The following is a 21,193-nucleotide window of genomic DNA, read 5'->3' as shown; positions in this document are numbered from 1 at the left end:
CCGTCCCCCGAGGAACGCCATGCCGCATCCACCCCCCACGCCGGCCGCGTACTGGGACACGTACATGCCGCACCGCGGTGAGGGCGACCAGCCCGCGCCTGTAGTCGACCGGTTCGAGTGGACCCAGTACCCGGGCCATGGGCCGGGGGCGGAAGTGCTCGGACATCCGTGCCGGGCCCTGGAACTGGGGCCGGCGGAGGGCAAGGAGGCGGTGTTCCTGGCCCGGCAGGGGGTTGAGGTGATCGGGGTCGATCTCTCCCCCGTCCAGGTGGCCCGTGCCCGTGGGTGGTGGCGGGAGGACCCGCGCGTCTCCTTCGTGTGCGGGGACGTGTGCGACTACCTCGCCTCCGACAGCGAGCCGTTCGACGCCGTCTACTCGGTATGGGGAGCGGTGTGGTTCACCGACCCGGAGCAGATGTTCCCTCTGGTGGCCAAGCGGCTGGCGCCCGGTGGCATCTTCGCGTTCAGCCAGGCCGAGCCGGTCGTCGGCTCGTACGGGCCGCAGCCTATGCGCGGCAAATGGCTGGAAGGCCGTGAGCGTGAACTGACCGTGCTGCGCTGGCAGTACAAGCCTGAGGTCTGGTCCGACCTGCTCAAGCGCCACGGGTTCACGGACATCGATGCGCGGGTGCTCGGACCGCCGGAGGCCGGCAAGCTCGGAACGCTGATGGTGCGGGCACGTATCGCCGGGTAGGCGGGACAGAAGTTCGCGACGGTTGAGCGCGGGCGGTCCCCAAGGCGTCGCAGAAGAAAAGGTGCGGCCGGTGCAGGTGAATTCTGCGGTCGTGGGCTGGGCGTAGGTCTGACGTTCCGGTATCTCTCCGGGGCGCAGCTCAGACCCGGAGTCCCACCAGCCCCCATCCGCGCCGCTCGGCTTCCGTCGCCACCTCGGCCCAGCCCTGGAGCAGGTCGCTGAACTCCTCGAAGTTCGCGATCCATCGCCCCGGGCGCGCGGCGTGTACTGCGTACGGCTCCCGGAGTTGTGCGAGGAGAGGTGCCGCCTCGTTCCAGGCGTCGACCAGGTCCTCGACGGCCTCGGGCGTGCAGCTGACCAACAGACTCCGGCGTAGCAGATCCATCCCGCCTCGGCCTTCGTCCTGGGCCTCGGCGTCATCGTCGTCGCTTGTGGCGTCGTCCCACAACAGTGGTGTGAGAAACCGGTCCAGGGCAGCCTTCAGCGCGGGATCTGCGAACACGCGTACGACGTCCCACGCCTCACCGGCCCAGAAGTGGGGCTTGTAGGAGCCGAGCGTGTCTCGGAACTCGTACCCGCCGCACCAGGGGTTGCCGTCAATCGAGGGCCACGTCCAGCCGTACTCGATCTCGTCGAGGTCATACGCGGCGTCTTCCAGTCGGGCGACGCGGTCGCTGGCCGGGATGGCGGTGAGGTGCGCCCAGTCGACCCAGAACGGTGATGCCCAATCCCATGGTCCGGAGCATAGACCTGGCTCTTGCCCCGCTGTGAGCCCCCACCGGCTCTACTTGCCGCAGTGCTCCTGGTGAGCGGACAGCGAGGCCACCGGTAGCCGTTCACCGTCTCCTCGTACGGCTCGAGCAGTGCCCGGAGTTCGTCGCGCAGGAGGTCGACGTCGGCGGGCGGAAGCGGGAGGGAGGCGCGTCGCACCCGGACGATCCAGGTCGCGGGCCGGGAACACGGACAGCCGTCCAGGGGCCCGCAGCGGGACACTCTCGCGGAAGGGCGGGAGACCGTGAATGCTCAGCCCGCAGCCTTCCGTGAAGGTCCGCTCGCCGCGAGAGTGCAGGCGCCGGCAAGGCTCGTGTGAGGTCAGGTGGTCAGCGGACCGGCCATGGGCGGGCTCGGTGGTGTAGCCGGTGCAAGTGTCGCCCACACGGTCTTGCGGGTCGGGGTGCCCGGGCTGAGGTCGACGCCCCAGAGGTCCGCGAGTGTGTCCACGATGAGCAGTCCGCGTCCGCTCTCCTGCTGAGCATCCGGCTCTGCCGTCGAAGGCCGCGTGGGCATCCGGTCGGCGCGCGCATCCGTCACCTCGATACGTAGCATGCCGTCGGCGTCGAGCACCACGGTGAGCCGGAAGTCGCGTCCCGGTACGCGTCCGTGCTGGATCGCGTTGGCGGCAAGTTCGGCGACGATCTGCTCGGCGGTGTCGTACGGCCTGTCCCAGTCGGCGAGTTGCTGGACCGTCAACCACCGCGCGAGGCGGGCGCCGCGACGGGTAGCGGAGAGCAGCACGGTGAAGCGGCGGTTGCTGGAGACGGCTTGGGCGGCCGTTACCGGAGTGGGGAGTTGGGCGATTTCTGAGTTCACGTCACTCAGCGTGTCCGAGCCGTCGTACCCTGACCAGGGAATCTTCCGGTACGGAGAGTACCGGTACAGGTACGGAAGGTGCGCCGTACCGGTTGTCGCGCGAGCGGGGTGATCAAGTGTCGGTGTCGGACGCGGGCGAAGAGAAGCGGCCCGAACCGCCGGAGGACGAGGACGGTTCGGCGGACCTGTTCCGCACGATCGGCCGTCAGGTGCGGCTGCTGCGGGAACGAGTAGGGCTTACGCAGCGGGAACTCGGCGAACGACTCGGATACAGCGAGGACCTGATCCGCTCGCTGGAGCGGGGTCGGCGGACGCCACAGCCGGAGTTCTTGGCGGCGGCGGATGAACTGCTGGACGCGGGCGGGCTGTTGCGGGCTGCTACGGAGGATGTGGCGCGTGCGAAGGCCCGGGCGCGGGTCAGGCATCCGGCTTGGTTCAGGGACTATGCGCGTCTGGAGCGCGAGGCCGTTGAGATCAGCTTCTTCAGCACGCTGACCGTCCCGGGGCTCCTCCAGACCGAGGCGTATGCCCGCACCACGTTCATGGTGCGTCAGCCACTGCTCGACGAAGCGACGATCGAGCAGCGGGTGGCTGCGCGGCTGACGCGACAGGAAATTCTTACGCGATGGCCCGCACCCATGGTCAGCGCGGTGGTCGATGAGTCCGCTCTGCGCAGGGCAGTTGGCGGGGAGCAGGTCCGCAGGGACCAGTTGCGGCACCTGCTCCGATTGGGGCGGCTACGCAGCACGACAATTCAGGTGCTTCCTATGGCTTGCGAGGACCATGCCGCCCTTGAGGGGCCGTTCATTCTCCTCACCCCCAAAGGCAGACCGACTGTCGCCTACGTAGAAGTCCAGAGCATCAATCAGCTCATCAGCGTCCCGGACGAGGTACGTATCCTGGCAGCGCGGTACGGCAGTATCCGCGGCCAGGCGCTCAGTCCTTACGAGTCCCTGGTCCTGATGGAGAAGATGCTGGGAGAGTCATGACTGTCGAGCACAGCTCGCAAGCCACCCCTGAGCTCCACTGGCACAAGAGCACACACAGCGCGGGCGACGGCGGCGAGTGCATAGAGGTCGCTGTCGACGGCGAAGCCGTGTTGATCCGGGACTCGAAGAACGCTCAAGGGCCCCGGCTGACCGTCAGGCAGACGCACTGGACTCGATTCGTGCGCTTCGCTGCCGACGGCTGAGGCCGCACAGCCTTCACCCGGGGTGGCACCGGACATTCGGCACCACCCCTTCCGTTCATCTCAGTCGTACTGCGCACCGAGAACCACGGCAACGATCAGCCATACCCAGACGATGTGGATCGAGATCGCAGGCATGAGTGACGTCGCCCGCTGCTCCTTCCACTGTCGGCGCCGTCGAATCCAGTGACCGAACAGGTAGCTGGCTGCCACGAGATGGCCCACCCGCAGGAAGGCCACGGCCCACATGGGCGCTTCGACGAGTACGGGCGTGCCGGTCAGAGCGGAGCCGAAGTAGAACACGATGGGGATGAGCCACAGTAGGCCGGGCCGTTTGACGGTGGCCTGCGGTCCGGTCTCGGGCGACTTCTTCTCCAGGCTCACGGGCGCAGGCGGCGTGAAGCTCGGGCGCTGTCGCAGGACGGTTGTCGCGGACGAGGGCTCTGTCCGTGCGGTCCGGTTGTGCGTCCTTCTCCGGAACCTGAACCCGCCGTACGCGGCGTCCAGCGGCTCGAGTTCGGCTTCGAGGCGCGCAAGCTCTTTGGCCAGGAAGTCGTACTGGGCGCGTTTTGCGGCGGCCTCGCGATCGGCGTCGCGCGCCGCTTTGGCCAGCCGGGCGAGGGTCTCGTCAAGGGTGGCCCTGGCCTCGCTGCGTGTCTCGTTGGCGGCGGCTTCCGCTGCGGTCTCCTCGGCCTTCAACTCCGCACGCCTCTGCTTCGCCAGTTCCTCGATCCGTCTGCGATCGGCAAGCCCGATGCGTTTCGGGCCGCGTTCCTCGGCGCGGGCGACGTAGGACTTGCGCCACTCGACGAGCGCCTTCGCACGGTGCTCACCGATGCCGTTGACGTGTACCTTGCGGCCACCGGAGGTGTGGATCCAGATGACGACGCCGCCCTTGCCGTTCGGGGCAGGGCCACGGCTGATACCGGTGAAGTCGGCAGCCGTTCGGATGCCGCGAGCAGCGAGATCGTTGATGAGGCCCGCGCCCAGGCCGTTGAGGTCCTTGACTGACAGGTGGGCTCGGCGGAGGGCGGCGTCAACGAACTGGCGACGCAGAAGCTGGAGCTCCCGCGCTTCTGAGTTCTGTTGGTCGCTGTCGAATGCCCGTAGCTGGGCGGCAACGGACTGCTGCTTCTGCTGCTTGTCGCGGTCTGCCCTCGCCAAGGCGTCCTGGTGCGCACGGTTGGCCCGATCGCGGGCCACCGCGTCCTTGAACTTACGGCGCGCGTCAACCTTCTCGAAGGCGGAGCGCCCCTTCAGGAGGGAGCGCTTGGCGCGTATGCCCTCACGCAGCCTCCGTCGCTCGGCGCGAAGGGCCACACGATCAGGTGGAGTGGGGGCGGACGGAGCCGCTGACTTCTGGTGCATGACCGGTCACAGGTTTGCGGTGTCCCCGCCCGGTTGTCGCGGGCGGGGACAGAGTGGACTGGGGGCGATTACGCCGCGTCGGTGACGGGCGCTGGGTGGCGTGGGCCTTGGCCGGGGGGCGGGGTGAGGGTGGAGGTGTAGCTCTCGCCTTCTACGAGGGGGTTTTCCAGGCTCAGGCCGGCTGCGGCCATGCGGTCGTACTCGGCGAGGATCAGCTCTTTGGTGCGGTAAGTGCCACACTCGGCCTCGTCCTTGCGCTTGACGATGGGGAAAGTCTCGAGGATGTAGTCCACGTCGTCCCGGGCGATGCCGTAGAGGCGGAAGAATAGGGCATCAAGTTCGGCGCGGATGATTCGGCGGCGGAGCTCATCCCAGCGATACGGGTTGCCTGAGTCGTTGAGATCCTGAGCGAAAGGCTTCATATCGGTGGCGGTATACACGAGTTCCAGCACTCGCTGATTGATGAATGAGCGGTGCCGTGAAAGCGCTTCCGGGTAAGGGATCGGAAGCTGGTTCACAATGAAGTAACTCATGGAAGATCCGCCGATCTTCTGCCGCGCTACATAATCAAGCACCATGGAGGACCACGCAGCACCGAGCAGAACAGCCCGCCCATCCCCTGCCGTCAGCATGAATTTATGACCGTACGCCGCAAGCGGAGCAAACGATGAAACCATCGTCCGCTCACTGACGTTGTTGGTGACGTCACGCCACCCGAGGAACCATCGAACATTGTGATCCCTGCGCGAAATCACACGCGTTACCTCCTTCTCGTCGACCCAATATCTTGGGAGGTTACGGTACTTGGCATCACCATGCACAGCAGGCGTTGATTGCGGAAGAGTCCCCTTGTTGAGCTGCTGTTGAGTAGCGCCCTCATATGTAGCGAATCGATGGTCGTAGTGATGAAGCATCTTACCTTCAAAGAGCGGAAGCCTTCTCCTTCCACTCTTGATGAAGATGTTCCCATCGATCCGCCATCCATCAGCTTCCAGGTCGTCCTGCGTGTGGAATAGGTGCGAATCGTTGGACATATGAAACATGGTCATGAAGGAAACACCCCAGGGCCTACCGTCCGCTGTGTTTTCCTTCCTAAGAATGGGGAGGCGCTGGTAGATGCCAAGGGTGATCTCAGCATCGCGGCGGGATCGGAAGATCGGGCACGTTCCAGTACTGGGGTTCATCTGCCGAATATCGGCGGAAGTGAGACTGAAGCGCCGTTCATCAATCTGCTCGACTTGGCGAACTTTAAAGACTAGGGAGATACCAGCCCCGGGAACACCGGACCCCCTGAGGCTGAGCAGGCAAAACCTGGTCTGGTTGTGAATGCCGGGAAATACTTTCTCCTCATTCTCGAAATCATACAAGGCCGACAGTTCGCCATTCTCAACCAATTCCTTGAAGTAGAACTGCGTCGTGGCGTCAGTCGCGATCCCTGTTGGCAAAATCACACCCATTCGACCGTGCGGGCCCGTGAGCATACGGCCTGTCTCTGCGAAAACGGCATACGTGTTGATGTCGCCCCGACCCGTCAATGGATGCCGGCCGCTGTTGCGCAGGTAGTGGCTCTCGCTCTCTGCCTTTCGCTTGGCACGTGCGAATTCCTTGAAGAGCCCCTGCCCGTCTGGGTCGTCCTTCAGTGCAGTGATGCGCTTCTTGCGCTCAGCGGCATTCCTTGCCACTGCGATCTCAATGTCTCGCTGCGCGAAGAACTCCTGCTCCTGGAGCTTGATACGCTCCCACGGCGGATTCCCCAACACGCAGGAGAAACCGCCGGCCCATCCAACAGACGTGTCAACGTTGGTATCCACGGCCGCAGGAACGTGGAAAACCTCGGGGAACTCCAAGTGCCAGTGAAAGAAGTTGTACTGCTGGGCGAGGCGGATGATCTCCTCGTTGGTGGTGACGGGGATTCCGCCACCCGCGCTCTGGAGGTCCCGGAAGACGCCCTCGGTTACGGGGGTAGGCGCGCCCTGGGTCTTGGGCCAGACGAAGGCTGCACTCCAGGCGTCGGAGATATGAAGGGCGCGAAGGTAGTCCGCGGACTGCTCGAGGTCGCGGAAACGGCTGGACTGCAGCCGGACGTCCCGCAGGGTGTCGGCCGGGGCGGCGGTGATGCCGCGCAGGCTCGCCGCGAAGGAGGCGTTGGACACCCAGATGCGCTCTTCGGTGTGGAAGCTGAGCTGGCCACCGCGCTCTGCGGCGTTCCGCTTCTTCACCGCTGAAGCGATCTTCTTGTCGTCCCCCTCGATCGGTTTGAAGGCGTCATCAGGTATGCCGCCTGCCAGCAGCGCCGGCGTGGCCCCCAGGAGCGCGTTGCCGTGCTTGATGTGGGCGTCGAGGAAGCCGAGCGGCTTGCCGGGCTCAAGGGCCTCCAGCCACAGGGAGACCTTAGCGAGTTCGACAGCCATCGGGTTGAGGTCCACACCGTAGATGCAGCGGGCGACGACCTCGTGCAGGGCATGGCGCACGGCATCCAGCGTCGGTTCGGGGTTCTGCTCGCGAACGGCCGCGACCCGCTTGGCGATGCGACGTGCCGCGGCGACAAGGAAGTGGCCGGAGCCACAAGCCGGATCGCAGACCGTCAGACCGAGCAGTTCCTCGACGATGGCGTCTCGGGCGTCCGGCTGGCCGGCGCGGGTGGCGCGGATCTCCCCGCGCTTGACCGCGTCGTCGATGACCGGGTCGAGGGCGGAGTCGAGCAGGCAGTCGATCAGCGAGGAGGGCGTGTAGTACGAGCCCGTCGTCTTTCGCGCGTTGCCGGCCAGCTCGACAAGTTCGAAGGTGCGTTCAGTGGCGTTGTGCTTGGGAACGAGCTCCAGGAGGGACTCGTAGATGGAGCCGAGTTCCTCGGCATCCAGGTGGCGGTAGTCGATGGCACGGTTTCGCCTGGAATTCGTGTCGCGGACGACCGACAGGGCACGTACGGCGTCGAGCAAGGGCCCGTTGGACAGGGCGAGGCCGTGCAGGAACTTGTCGCTCTCGTTGTCGTCGAAGATGCCACCGAGGGCGGGCAGGCCCAGCTCCGGGCGGCCGTCGTCGTTTCCGAGACCGGACAGGACGAAGCGCAGCGCCTGGTAGAGGTCGCCATGGGCAGTGCCTCGGCGCCGCTGGGCGTGACGGCGCAGCCGGGCAGAGGAGAAGTAGGTGGCGTAGCGCTCCTTGGCACCGGCATCCGCCGACGGTGCCAGCAGCACGTCGCGGTCCTCGGCAACGAAGAGGAAGAGCATGCGGTAGACCATGCGCAGCAGGGCGTAGTGGAAGGTCTGGACGTCCAGCGTCTCGCGCAGCTCGCGGTTGTCGGGGTGCTTGAGGAAGCCGGTTCCGAGCGTGGTTATCGCCGTCTGTACGCCCTTGCTGAGCTGGTCCAACGCGCGGGTGCCCGAGGCGATGGCCTCCGTGCGCCACTTCTCCAGCCAGCACGCGGACGGCGCGGCCTCCTCTCCCACCTCGAAGCGGGAGACGTGCAGCAGCCGGTAGAGCAGCACGAACTCGCTGAACAGCTCTCCGTCGAAGATCGCCTCCAGATCGAACTCGACGTACGAGGCCGTCGCCAGCGCGCTGGAGTCCCGCAGCAGCCGCACCTGGCGGCCGTTCGTCAGGACGCCCCACAGGTGGGCTTCCGTGCGGTTCAGACACTCCTGGAGCATCGACTGCGGCGGCACCGTACCCGCCCCACCCGGCCGCTTGTCCAGGTTCGCGTTCCAGGCCGTCTGGTGAATGAGCGCATGCCGCCAGCGGTGGGAGACCGCGAAGGTCTTCTCCGGGTCGGAATCGGCCGAGAGGCCGGACGGGCCCATCGGGGTGAGCGGGCCGAAGCCCAGCTGGCGCCAGAGGGGCGCCAGCCAGTCGTGGGTCGCCAGGCCGGTCGGGTCGCCGGCCGGTGCTCCGGTCTGCGGGTCCTCGGGCAGGCGGGTGCGCAGGTCGCGCCACAGCGGCTTGAGGTACTCCCAGCTGCGCTCGGCCTCGTCGCGCACCGAGCGGGACGTGGGCAGGCCGTAGTCGGCGGGCTTGGAGCCGGGAACGTCCTTGCCCTCGCTGATGCGGACGAGCATGTCGGCGGGCAGAAGCGCGCCCACCGTGTGGACGGCGGAGAAGACCTGATTGCGAGTGGTGGCAGACATCAGGCGGTGGCCTCTCCGGCGGAAGCGGACGGGGTGGCGGGCATGTAGACATAGGCGCCGAGGACGTCTGCGGGCTTCTGGGCGATGACGCTCAGCCCTCGGACGATCTCGCCGTAAGCGGCGCGTACCCGGCGGTGCGAGGCATCGAGCTCGGCGGCCAGCTCGTCACCGTACGACTCCAAATAGCCGTATGTCTCCGGAAGTTGGCCGAGGATGCGAGCCATCGTCCGTTCGCCGAAGTGCGAGTCCGTGTTCTCGGACGCGGTGGCGTCGAGCAGCGCCAAGGCCTCCTCCTGCGTCAGCCACTCCGCGTTCTTCGGGGCACCGCGGAAGGCGAGCAGTCGGGCGTCCTCCGCCACCAGTTGCTTTTCGCCGCTGCGCGACGGCAGCGTGAGGTGGAAGCGGTAGCGGACAAGCAGCAGCGTCGTACGTGTGGCGACTGCGTCCGTAGTGATCACCCCGCACCGCCGGGCGGGACGCACCCCGTCAGCCTCCCTGTCCAAGGCCGCGTTCAGCACGTGCGCGGCCAGGGCGCCGACCACCGGGTCCGTCCGGACGAGGGCAGCCTCGCCGCGCCCCACCGCCGGATCAGCGCGGAACGGGATCGGGCGGTCCTCCTCGATCACGTCCGCGCCGACCGTCGGCGCGAGCGCGTCCTGCAGACCGAGGGGAGTACCGCGGACCTGCGCCGTGAAGTCCTCACCCGCGTCGCGCAGGACGCCTCCGAGCGCGGTCAGCGACTCGCGTACGAAGGTGGCGATCTCGCCCGCACTGCCGAGTGCGTCACGGACCGCCGTGACTTCGAGCGCGACGTCCTCCGGGTGGATGGACCGCTGGGCGAACCGTGAGCGGGACGCCTTCTCGCGGTCGGCCGCCGAGTTCCAGTCGCTCTCCAGCTGGGCAGTGCTCACCTTGAACGCGTCCGCGCTGAAGAGCGCGTCCTCGTTCTCGCGGCCGCGCATCAGCAGCCATTCAACGATCGCGTCCGTCACGCCCGAGGACATCTCGTCGGGTACGGAGACGGCGATGCCGAGGTCCTTGCGGATCTGGCGGTACTTCTTGATGAGGACCTCGAGGACCTTGCCGTCGATGCCGTTGTCCGCGCCGTAGAGGGTAATGACGCGGACTTCGTCGCGCTTCTGGCCGTATCGGTCGACGCGACCCTCGCGCTGGTCATGGCGGGTCGGGTTCCAGGCTAGGTCGTAATGGACGACAGCGTCGAAGTGGTGCTGGAGGTTGACGCCCTCGGAGAGACAGTCCGTGGCGATGAGGACGCGGCGGGCGGCCTGGTCGTCGCCGGCGTCGTCGGCCAGTTTCTCGATGCGTTCGATGCGCTGCTGCGGGGAGAGGGTGCCGGTGACGGCGCGTACGACGGTCTTGGCACCGAGTTTCTTGTCGAGATGTTCGGCGACGTACTCGGCCGTCGGGATGTAGCGGCAGAAGACGATCGGGTTGTAGCCGTCGGCGAGGAGAGCCTTGAGGTGCTTGACGAGGGCCTTCAGCTTGAGGTCCTCCGCAGGACCCTCCAACGTCGCCGCGCGCTCTGCCAGTTCGGCCAGGCGCGCGCCCGCGCCCTCGGTCTCGGCGCCGGGGGCCACGTCGAGGCCTTCGAGGGCGTCACTGTCGGCGGAGTCGCGGGTGAGGGGCGCGCCGAGTTTGTCGGCCTCCTCGGCGCTGGCGGCGGCCGCGGCGGCGGAGCGCGTACGCAGGGTCTGCGCGGCGGCGCGCGGTGAGGAGACGAGGGAGCGAAGCAGCGCGATCGCGGACCACCAGGCGATACGGGCCTCGCGCTTGCCCTGGGAGCCGGCCGCCTCGACGTGGTCGCTCGCGTACGCGATGGCGTCGTCGAGCAGGGCGCGGTAGGCCGGGGACAGCTTGTACGTCTCGTCCTTGAAGTAGCGGTCCGAGGGGAACGCGGTCTTCTCGGCGAGGCTGTCGTCGGCGAGCCCGTCCTCCTTGGTGAGGTACTGGCGTACGTCTGCCCGCTTGCGCGCCACGAAGTGGTGGGCGAGGAGCTTACGGCCGGCCTCCGACTCCAGATTCACGTGCGCCAGTTCGGGCTTGACCAGGCCGAGCAGGTTGCGGAACGCGGACTCCTTGCCGCTGTGCGGGGTGGCCGTCACCAGGAGCAGGTGCCGGTTGGTGTCCTCTGCGACGCGGCGCAGCAGCTCGTAGCGGAGCTGGTTCTGGGAGGCGGTCGAGGTGTCGTCGGCGGCGACGCAGGTGTGCGCCTCGTCGACGATAACGAGGTCGGGGCAGTGGCGCACGAAGTCGTCGCGGTGGCGGGTGGACTTGATGAAGTCGGTCGAGACGATGACGTGCGGATACTTGTCGAAGAGGGACTGGCCCAGGTCCAGGCCCCGCTCCAGGCGGGAGACCGTGGAGGAGAGAACAAGCTCGGCGTCGATGCCGAACTTGGTGCGCAGCTCCGCCTGCCACTGCTCGGCCAGCGCGGGCGAGCACAGGACGGCGAGGCCGGTCGCCTCGCCCTGGGCCAGCAGCTCGCTTGCTATGAGGCCCGCCTCGATGGTCTTTCCGATGCCGACGTCGTCGGAGATGAGCAGGCGTACGGTCTGCTGACGCAGTGCCATGAGCAGCGGCACCAGCTGGTAGGCGCGGGGCTCCACCGCGATGCCTGCGAGGGAGCGGAAGGGGCCGGCGCCGGAGCGGAATCCGATGCGCAGGGCGGTGCGCAGCAGGCCGGCGGCGCGCTGGTCGCCAAGGTCGGAGGGCTCCGGTGGGGCGAACTCGGCGCCCTTCACGTCCTCGAAGGCGGGGAACACGGCGGCGATGTCGTCGTCGGAGCCGCCGAGGGGGCGTAGGACGAGCATGTCGGAGGCGCTCTCCGGGAGCACCACCCATTCGCGGCCACGGGCCGTCACCAGGGAACCGGCGGAGTATGTGAGTGCCATGTTGGTCGTCAAGTCCTCGTGGTCAGACGTCAGTTGGCGACGGAGCCGAAGTACCGGGGGTGCTCGGCGGCGATGGTTTCCCAGTCGGCGTCGTGCGGGAATCGGATGAAGTCCCAGCGGGCGTCGAGCAGCCGCTCCTCGGCGTCCTCGTCGCGCAGGGCCGTCGTCTCGGTGCCGGGAAGGTCGACGAAGACGGCGAGGTTGACATTGGGCAGCCGGTAGACGTAGTCGGCCTGGGCGTTCGCCTCGGTGATCAGCGTCTCGCCGTCGTCGGGCAGGCGCAGGCCCTTCACCTTGAGCCAGTTCAGGAGGTTGTCCTGGGCGACCGCCTCCCCGACCACGGCCTCCACTGCGGTTTCGCCGGCGGTCGGTGTGTCGGGAGCCTGGTTCAGCAGCCGCTTGAACTGCTCCGTCCGCGACTCCCCACGCTTGTCCCGCTTCGCAGTCGCCGAGGCGATGCGCAGCAGTAGCGCGCGCACGGTGTGGCGGTTGATGGAGGCGTGGTTGAGCTGGTTGCCGTACGTCAGCAGGCACTCGTAGCAGCCCAGCGCGCACGGCCGGTCGGGGTGCGGGCCGCCCAGATCGTTGCCGTCGGCGTCGAAGTGGCAGATCTCGAGCGCCTTGATTGCCGCCTTCGCGAGCGCGTCCTTCTCCGACTGCAGGCGGCGGAGCACACCCGCACCACCCTCCGCGGCCTCGGTGAACAGGATGCGGTTGCGCGGGCCGTCGTCCGGCGGAAGGAGTTCGCTGCTGAGCTCGGAGTCCTCCAGCTCGAAGGCGGCCTCGATACCCCGCTCCATTGCGTACATCAGCGAGAGCGCGATCGGCTCGGGCAACGGCTCGTCGAGCGTGACGACGAGGATGTTGCGGCGGTCCTCGACGAACGGGATGACGCGCTTCTTGCGGCGGCGCTCGTTGCCGTCGGCGTCGATGACCGGCATCTCGCTGGAGTCGCCGGACGCCTCGGCGGCGTCGCGGTCGTTCATCCAGCGGCCGTCGGCGAGGTCGAGCCAGTAGCCGGCCGGTTCGTCCTTCTTGGCCCGCACACGCCCGGTGTTGGTGATACGGACGGTCGCCGAGTCGCCGTACGCCACCTCCGCGATCTGCTCTCCGGACGCGTCGGACACCTTCGCGTCCTGGCGGCCCTTGCGGGCACCGTGGTCCTGGAAGCGGTACGACGTCTCCAGCCGGAAGCCGGCGCGGCGGCGCTCCTCCTCGTCGGAGGAGATGCGCTCACGGCGGGTCGTGTACACGGTGTGCAGGTGGAAGAGGCCGTACGTCGCCGAACCCAACGGCTCGGAGCACATCTCGCAGCGGTCGGCGCGCTCCTTCGGGTCGTGGTGGTACCCACAGTGGGAGCAGCGGCGGGACTCCGTCGTGGCGAGGTCGCCGGAGGCGTCCGGCGGGAGCTGGATTCGGGTCACCTGGTAGCGGGCGCCCTCGTGGTAGATCAGCGCGGCGGGACCGAACTCGCGGATGGCGAGGAAGCGGGGGCGCTGAAGGTAGTCGCCGTCGCCGCGGCGCCGGCCGACCGTCGGAATGTATGCGGCCAGGGGGAGGCGCGGGAACGAGTACCCGGGCAGGAAGCCCTCGGAGGCGAGATAGCGGTAGGGGTTGAAGTCGGAGAGCACGGACTTGCTGTCGGCGCTCTCGTTCATCAGCAGGTTCAGTTGGGTCTCGGCCTCACGGCGGCGCGCGTTGGCGCGGATGCGGTCGCCCTCGGTCAGGCTGTAGTCGAGGCGGCGCTTGTTCTGGATGTACTGGTCGTCGAGCGCGGCCTTGAACAGGTCGCGCCAGCGGTCGAAGGCGTCGTCGAACCGAGTCGGCACGGTCCGGACCCGGTCCTGGATCCAGTCGTCGTACCACCAGGTGGTCTCCGCGAACAGCGGGAACAGCGGCGCGAGCACGCGCAGAGAGGCGTCGACGGTGCGCCGCTGCGCGTCGGAATCGAGCGACGCGGCGTGGATGTCCGGCAGCAGCTTCAGCTCGGGCCTGGGCCGGTCGCCGGTCTCCGGGTACGAGACATCGAGAACCTCCGGGACGGCGCGGCCCAGCTTGAGTCCGGCCTCCGCGATCCAGATGCCCTGGAGGTGGGAGAGGACCAGGTCCTCGTTGGCGAGGTCCAGGCGCGGCGGGGCGACGGCGCCCGCGACCATGCGCTCGGAGCGGCGGAAGTAGTACTGGTCGTGGCTGTTGCCCGTCGCGCAGTACGTGGTGACGAGAGCGGGCTGGCCGCTACGGCCCGCCCGGCCGCTGCGCTGGGCGTAGTTGGCGGGCGTGGGCGGGACGTTGCGCATCATCACCGCGTTGAGGGAGGAGATGTCGACGCCCAGCTCCATCGTCGGGGAGCAGTACAGCAGCTTCAACTCAGCCTTACGGAAGGCCTCTTCACGCTGCTCGCGCTCCTGCGGGGACACCTGAGCGGTGTGTTCGCGGGCGAACAGGCCGGCCAGCTCGCCCGCCGCGTCCTTGTACAGCTCGCGGAAGAAGCTGTTGACGCGTGGCCCGTCGCCGCTCTGGTACGTACGGGTCAGCGGGTCGTGCGCGCCCGTCTCGCCCTTGCCCGCACGCCAGATGAGGGACTGGGCGGCAACCCGGTACCCGATGGCGGGGGGGCCGGCCGGCCTGCGGAAGCGGCCGGCGCGCTGTGGGGCCTCGGAGACCTCCTTCACCAGGCCGGCCTTGGTCAAGACCTTCAGCAGTTCCTCGATGACCAGCTGGAGGTCTTCGTTGTCGAGATCCTTGAACGCATTGTCCGTGCGCTTCAGGTACTTGCCGAACTTGCCTCGGGCGGAGAGGAACAGGCTCGTCCGGTCCATGCCGGGTCGGGACGGGTGGGGGTAGGCGGTGCCGGCCTTGGGCTTGTCCGAGGCGGAGAGAACCCATGGGTCGATGAGGCGCTCCTCGCTCGCCCGCTGGAGCGAGTCGAAGTCGTCGCGGAAGTAGGAGACGTCGATGGCGAGGCCGCGTCGCATCTCGTTGAGCAGCGCCTTCATCACCTCGGCGCGCAGGGCGGGGTCGGCCTCCCGCAGCGCCTGGTGGGTACCAGCCCAGCGGTCCTGCGTGTCGGCGACCCAGGCCAGGTCCTCGTAGTCGATCTCCAAGAGCCCGGTCTGCTCCAGGTTGGGCATGGTGATGCGCCAGCCGCGCTCCAGGTCCAGGTAGAGCCGGAAGGCCATCACGTCGCGCAGGGTCCGTGCGGCGTTGCGGGCGAGCGCGGGCGGCAGGTCGCTCTCGCCCGTGTAGTCGACCGGGTCGAGTGCAATCGCGTTCGCGACGGAAGAGGCAAGCTCCTCGTGGTGCAGGCCGTCCTCGCCGGCGTCCAGGGCTGCCCGGTACAGGGCGCCGCGGAGCTGGGTGATCTGGACGAAGTCGTTGAAGTGACCTGCCTGGAGGGAGGCGTCCTGGCGGTTGTCGACGAACGTGAGGAGCTTGCGTGCCTCCTTGTCGAGGGCATCCTCGGGAACGGACTTCAGGGAGCGGACGACGGAGGCGGAGATCAGGGAGGTCGCCGAGGAGCGGCCTTCCTGGTCGAGCGTGGCCAGCTTGGCGAAGTCCTTGCCGCGGGTCTGCTCGTAGGCGACGCCGCAGTGCAGGCAGAACAGGAAGGGCGAGGGGATGAACGCCGCCTGCAGCTCGCCGCGCCCCTCGTAACCGAGCGGGTCGACGGTGACAGCTCGCGGCACACGGTCGCGGTAGGCCTTCTTGACGACTTCCTGGCCCTTGTCGTCCAGCTCCAGCCACGACTCGGGCAGCCGGCGGTCGTCGACGGCGTACTGAGGATTGAGCGGCCACGGGCGGTCGTGGTCGATGTAGAGGTATCCGTCGCCCTGGCGGCCACCGGTCGCGATGGTGTCGCGGCGCGCCTCGTACCGCACCTCTCCGTTCTTCTCGTCACGCCAGACCGTCACGTACTCCTGCCCGCACTCGCGGCAGAAGGCGAGCGGCATCAACAACTTGCCGCTGCTGCCGGGCTGTTCCAGCTGGTAGGCGCGGGTGAGATGACGGGAACTCTTGTCCTCGAGGGTGACGTAGACGGTGTCGCCCTTGGAGAGGAACTGATGGAGGCGGAATGCGAACAGGGGGCGTTCGGTGACCGGGTGGCGAGCCTGCGAGCCGGCCTCCAGGGTGGCCCGGATCGCCGCGATGCAGCCTTCCTCGTCGACGCCGGACTGGTCGGCGAGCTCCTTCGCCGCGATCTCGATCTTCGCGGGCTGTTGACGGATCAGACGGCCGGTCGCCTCGTCGGTGGCGAGGCCGAAGCGGGTCTCGATCCAGCGGGCCAGCGGGTCGCGGACAAGGTCGGCGTACGCGCGCGGGGCGGCAGCGGCCGTGAGGCGCTCGGCAGCGACCGTGTCGGGCGCCGGGTCGGTGGCGCGGACCAGGGTCTCGCCTATGACGTGTTCGGGACGGACCCGTGTACCGAAGAGAGTCGTGGCGACCTCCGCCACGACTTTCTTCTGGTCGTCCGGAGTGCCTTCGGTGGACATGGTCGCCGAAGTGCCAATGCACTGCAGATCCTGTGCCTGGCAGGCTTCACGGACGCGGCGGATGAGCAGGGCGACATCGGCGCCCTGGCGGCCGCGGTAGGTGTGGAGCTCGTCGAAGACGAGGAACTCGAGGCCCCGGGCCATCTTGATGAGGCTGGCGCGGTCCGCGGGGCGCGTCAGCATCAGTTCGAGCATCACGTAGTTGGTGAGCAGGATGTCCGGCGGGTTGTCGCGGATCTCCTTGCGGCGCGCGTCGTCCTCCTGGCCGGTGTAGCGGGCGAAGGTGACGGGCTCGCGGCCCTCGCCGTATCCGTCGCGCAGATACTTCTCCAGCTCCTTGAGCTGGCTGTTGGCCAGGGCGTTCATCGGGTAGACGATGATCGCCCGCACACGCTTCTCGGCCTTCGGGCTCTCCTCGTCGCGCTCTTTGAGCACCTTGTCGACGATCGGGACCATGTAGGCGAGCGACTTGCCGGATCCGGTGCCGGTCGTCAGCACGTACGAAGCTCCGGACTTGGCAGCGTCGACGGCTTCGCGCTGATGCTGGTGCAGGGTGAGCGGGCGGCCGTCGCAGACGGTGCCGCCTTCGGTCTTCTTCGCCTGGAAGATCTTGGCGCACTCGTCGTGCAGGACCTTCTGGCCAGCCAGTTCGAAGACGGTGCCGCCACCCGCGAAGAAGGGGTTGAGCGACAACCAGGGGTCGGGCCACTGGGACTTGTTGTTCAGGTCCTTCTCGACGAACGCCCTGATCAGCTCGTCACGGATGACGGTGCCGCCCTTGGTGAAAGAGCGGTAGTCCTTGATAAGGGTGTGGTGGACCTTGAAGACGTCCATGCCGGGGACGGCAGCGCGGCGCGAGCCGGAGGTTTCGGCGGACTGTGCGGGTTCGACGACCGCGGAGGCGATCGGCCCTTCTGCCCGGAGGTTCCTGAGGCCCCGTACGGGATTGAGGGCGGCCCACGTTGGGAGTTCCGACGCCTCGCCGTCGAGCTCGGCGAGCGGCAGCAGCGCGTCGCGGACGGTTACGGCGTCGGCCGGGCGGTCCGCGGGGTCCTTGGCCAGCAGCCGGTCGACGAGCCGGGCAAGCTCCTGCGGTATCTCCTGACGGATCAGGCGGACGGGGGTAGGGGCGTCGTGGACGTGCTTTTCGCCGAGTTCGTACGCTCCGTCACCGACAAAGGGCGGCACGCCGGTCAGCATCTCGTACAGCACGCAGCCGAGCGCGTAGAGATCGGCGGCCTGCGTGACGAGCCCGGCCTTGAACTGCTCGGGAGCCATATAGCGGGCTGTGCCGACAGCAACGCCGGTGCTGGTCAGCCGGGCCTCGTCCGGGTCGTCGGCTATCCGGCCCATACCGAAGTCGAGGACCTTCACGACGCCACCGCGGGTGAGCATGACGTTGCGGGGCTTGAGGTCGCGGTGGATGACGCCCGCGATGTGGGCATGGGAGAGGCCGTCTGCGATCTGGGCTCCGATAGCCGCGGCCCAGGACAGGGGCAGCTGCCGCTCCTCGTCGACGAGTTCGCCGAGGGTGTCACCGTCGAGGAGCTCCATGGCCAGGTAGGGCAGGCCGTTCTGGGCGGTGTCCACGCCGCCGTCGACGATGCGGGTGAGGTTCGCGTGCTGGAGGCGGCGCATGATCCGCACCTCGCGGGCGAACCGCTCCACGGCCTTCGCATCGGCCCGGGTGTCCACGATGGCGCCGGACCGGTGACGCAGGATCAACTTGACGGCGACCAGGCGGTCGGCCGTTCTCTCAGGCGCCTGTAGATCCTCGGCCCGGTGGATCTCCCCCATGTTTCCGGAGTCGATCGGCCCCCGAAGCCGGAACCTCCCTGCGACCGTTTCGAGATCCACTGGCATTCCCTCCTGCGCACTCCCCGCACGGTCCTGATCAGGACTCACCTCGACGGCCGCCTTTGCCGTAATCACAGCAGAGGCAACCCGACTCGCAGAGCGTACACGAGAACTGGCCCCAGAATTAGGACAGTTAAGCGTTTACATCGTCAACAGACCAAGCGTAACCTACCGTTGCGGAGCGGGGTCTCCCACTTCACATTCGGAACACGGTCGTCGCGTGAAAGTCGGGTGGCATTGAACCTCAAGGCCTCACTCGCCGCCCGCGTCGCAACCTCCAGCGAGCGGCGACCACGGTGTCGCACCACCCCCAACCTTGGAAGCGGAGACGGCGAGCCTCGAGCCGGATGAGCCCAATTGTTCAGTTCTCAACCACTACCGACACGCGAGAACTGAAGAAGGTTGTACGGCCACGCACAGAAACCACACAAACGGAGAGGTCTACTCATCCGTGTGGACGGCCCTGCACCCGAGATCAGTTCGACTGCTCACAAAGGGACCTTGGATCTCGACCGTCCCGGCATCGTCATCGTCAACCGAGCAAGCGCCCGATGTGAAGTGCCCTTGGGATACGAGGGAGAGACCGTGCCCCCGGCGATCGCTCAGGTCTCCCGACAAGTGCTGCTGCGCGCGGGTAGCCGACGCTCATGAACAACGCGCATGAACAGGACGGTGCACTGTGCGCCGCTCAGGTGTCTTCGCAACTACACGAAGGAGTCCGATGTGTTCGGTCGCATGTGGTGGCTAGGGCCTGACTCGTCGATCACGCTAACTGCCCGTCCTGGACTCTTCAGCCCTGTCGTCGGGCAATCGGTTGCGGACGGCGGTAGCAGGTGCCAAGTGCATCTTCTACCGCCGTTTCATGGGCAGTGGAGGGGGAAATTGGCGTGTCAGACCAAGGTCTGGGTGAGTTCGCTCCGTGTTGATGTGTGGACCAGGCGGCCGTGCGCCCCATTGACGATCGGCATGTATGGCGGGACGTGGCCGCATTCCACGTCGGCAATGATCGGCACATTCAATGGACCAAGCGCGTCCAGCACGGCCTGGTGTTGGGACAATGAAGGGGCGCCTGGTGCCGAGGTCCGTCCGACGAGCACCGCGTTCGCCGCGTCGAAGAAGCCGGCCAGCCGCATACCGTGCAGGTTCCGGCAGATGGTGAAGGCATCGTCGCCTGCGGCCTCCACATACACCAGCAGCCCGTCCGCAGCCTCAGTCCGTGCGAAGTCGGACACGTTGAGAAAGGCGGTCCCGGTGAGGTTGCACAGTGTCTCGATGCAGCCCCCGATCAGGCGGCCCTCGACTTCAAGATCTCCGCTTCCGTCCAGCCGCGTCCATGTGCCAGGGGCGTCGAGCGTGTACTCCCGTACCTCGGGCTGGGCGGCGTAGTCGTCCCAGCCAGTGGATCTGTGGTGGCCAGGCGGGATCTGTGTGAACTGGTGTCCCCGTGGTGCGCTGACGATGTCGAGCCAGGAGACCAGCCCGTCAGGGGTCCGGTAAGGAGTGTCCATGAGGTTGTTGCCGTGAATGGTCGCGGTCCCGGTGAGGAGGGTCAGCGGGGTGATGATGGTCGACAGGTCGGAGAACCCCACGAGCCAGGTCGGTTCAGCGACGCGCAGTTGGTCCCAGTCGAGCAGCGGCAAGAGGTCAATCGCCAGCTCCCCGCCCCAGGGCGGCACCACAGCACTGATTTCGGGATCGGTCAGCAGCGACGTCAGTTCGTCTGCGCGCGCGGCGGCGGGAGCACTGACATGTCCCGAGCCGTCCATGCATTTTCCGAGGACCACCTCGAATCCGCGTGCCTCCACGTCACGGATGGCCACGTGGAGGCGCTCGCGGAGCTTCTCGTTGACTCCGCTGGATGGAGAGGTGATTCCGACGCGGTCACCGGGGCGCAAGGGGCGCGGGTATCGAACTGGCATGCGCTGGATTCTGGCACGGCACCGTGTCGGCCGGGCAGCGAGTTTCAGCGCATGCCCTGCACCGCCGTGGGTGGCCTGTCGGTCACGTCCGGAGCCAGATGAGAAGTGCGGCGGCCGTGACAGTGCCCAGGTAAACGTAGCCGCGCTTGTCATATCGGGTGGCTACAGCCCTGAACTGCTTCAGCTTGTTGATCGCTCGTTCCACCGAGTTCCTGGCCCGGTATCGGGCCTTGTCGAAGCCCGCCGGCCGGCCGCCGCGTGAACCACGCTGCTGGCGGGCGGCCTTGCGTCCGCTCTTCTCCGGGATCACGTGCCGGATCCCGCGACGGCGCAGATAGGCGCGGATCACACTGTTGCTCTACGCGTTATCGGCTCCAACACTGTCCGGCAGAGGTCGTGGTCTGCCCGGACCGAGCCGAGGGACACGAATCTTGTCCATGACCAACTCGAACTGGGTGCAGTCCGCCCGCTGCCCTGGGGTGACCACCAGGGAGAGTGGGCGGCACCTGCCGTCCGCACTCAGGTGGACCTTGGTGGTCAGCCCGCCACGGGAACGGCCGAGGGCTTCGCCTGCCGCGCCGCCTCCACCAGGAACAGGAGTAGGCGCACATGCGCGTGCAAGTGAAGTGATCTTTGTGTGGCCCCTTTTGAGGCACTGGGCGGTCGGGGCGGAGGGTTCTTTGGAGCCCCTGCGGCATGCTGGTGGGCGCGGATCGAGGTGGAGTCGATGTTGACGTTCCAGTCGACTTCGCCCGCGGCGTCGGCGATGGCCTGGACACGCTGCAGCAATCTCTCCCAGGTGCCGTCGGCCGACCACAGCATGTGCCGATTGTGGACGGTCTGCCACGGGCCGAAGCGTTCAGGCAGCTTGCGCCACTGACACCCGGTGCTGAGCCGGTGAATGATCCCGTTGATCACCTGCCGGTGATCACGCCACCGACCACACCGGTTGTTGCTTGTCGGCAACAGCGGCTCCAGCGCCGCCCACTCGTCATCGGTGAGATCCCCCCTGCTGAGCAAGACCAGAACAACGAGTCACTGATCGGAGAG

Annotated in this window: 10 protein-coding genes and 1 pseudogene; 3 read left to right on the top strand and 8 right to left on the bottom strand. The window is 67.3% G+C overall.

Annotated features, from left to right (window positions below; genetic code table 11):
• Positions 1–19 precede the first annotated feature (19 nt).
• Positions 20–694, top strand: a complete 675-nt coding sequence (locus tag J7E87_RS23565) for a bifunctional 2-polyprenyl-6-hydroxyphenol methylase/3-demethylubiquinol 3-O-methyltransferase UbiG (RefSeq protein ID WP_215096482.1) — start codon at positions 20–22, stop codon at positions 692–694.
• A 139-nt stretch (positions 695–833) separates the two neighbouring features.
• Here the strand turns inward: J7E87_RS23565 and J7E87_RS35365 are convergent, their stop codons facing one another.
• Both J7E87_RS35365 and J7E87_RS23555 read right to left on the bottom strand, forming a co-directional pair.
• Positions 834–1,196 carry a hypothetical protein gene (locus J7E87_RS35365; protein ID WP_251017885.1) on the bottom strand — a complete coding sequence of 121 codons (363 nt, stop codon included), beginning with the start codon at positions 1,194–1,196 and terminating at the stop codon, positions 834–836.
• A gap of 590 nt (positions 1,197–1,786) precedes the next feature.
• Complete coding sequence (locus tag J7E87_RS23555) at positions 1,787–2,284, bottom strand: ATP-binding protein (RefSeq protein ID WP_374195218.1); 498 nt, start codon at positions 2,282–2,284, stop codon at positions 1,787–1,789.
• 122 nt (positions 2,285–2,406) lie between these two features.
• On the opposite strand from J7E87_RS23555, the gene J7E87_RS23550 reads away from it, so the two are divergent.
• Positions 2,407–3,273: a helix-turn-helix transcriptional regulator gene (locus J7E87_RS23550; protein ID WP_215096617.1), complete on the top strand. Its 867-nt coding sequence runs from the start codon at positions 2,407–2,409 to the stop codon at positions 3,271–3,273.
• Entirely contained in the window at positions 3,270–3,476 is a 207-nt protein-coding gene (locus tag J7E87_RS23545) for a DUF397 domain-containing protein (protein ID WP_215096481.1), read from the top strand. Before J7E87_RS23550 ends, J7E87_RS23545 begins: the two co-directional genes overlap by 4 nt.
• A gap of 60 nt (positions 3,477–3,536) precedes the next feature.
• Here the strand turns inward: J7E87_RS23545 and J7E87_RS23540 are convergent, their stop codons facing one another.
• From J7E87_RS23540 to J7E87_RS23515, 6 genes and pseudogenes are all read right to left on the bottom strand, one after another.
• Positions 3,537–4,793, bottom strand: coding sequence for a hypothetical protein (locus J7E87_RS23540; RefSeq protein WP_215096480.1), 1,257 nt, complete (start codon positions 4,791–4,793; stop codon positions 3,537–3,539).
• Positions 4,794–4,909: 116 nt separating this feature from the next.
• Positions 4,910–8,965, bottom strand: coding sequence for an Eco57I restriction-modification methylase domain-containing protein (locus tag J7E87_RS23535; RefSeq protein WP_215096479.1), 4,056 nt, complete (start codon positions 8,963–8,965; stop codon positions 4,910–4,912).
• Positions 8,965–11,877 carry a DEAD/DEAH box helicase gene (locus tag J7E87_RS23530; RefSeq protein WP_215096478.1) on the bottom strand — a complete coding sequence of 971 codons (2,913 nt, stop codon included), beginning with the start codon at positions 11,875–11,877 and terminating at the stop codon, positions 8,965–8,967. Before J7E87_RS23530 ends, J7E87_RS23535 begins: the two co-directional genes overlap by 1 nt.
• Positions 11,878–11,906: 29 nt before the next feature.
• On the bottom strand, positions 11,907–18,164 hold the full coding sequence (locus J7E87_RS23525; RefSeq protein WP_374195220.1) for a protein kinase: 6,258 nt from the start codon (positions 18,162–18,164) through the stop codon (positions 11,907–11,909).
• A 950-nt stretch (positions 18,165–19,114) separates the two neighbouring features.
• Positions 19,115–20,143, bottom strand: coding sequence for a S66 peptidase family protein (locus J7E87_RS23520; protein ID WP_215096616.1), 1,029 nt, complete (start codon positions 20,141–20,143; stop codon positions 19,115–19,117).
• Positions 20,144–20,225: 82 nt separating this feature from the next.
• Positions 20,226–21,163: pseudogene (locus J7E87_RS23515) on the bottom strand (IS5 family transposase).
• Positions 21,164–21,193: the final 30 nt, after the last annotated feature.

Source organism: Streptomyces sp. ISL-1, from assembly GCF_018614585.1.
GTDB classification, from domain to species: domain Bacteria; phylum Actinomycetota; class Actinomycetes; order Streptomycetales; family Streptomycetaceae; genus Streptomyces; species Streptomyces maoxianensis.
This window is presented reverse-complemented; position numbering and strand designations above follow the sequence as displayed.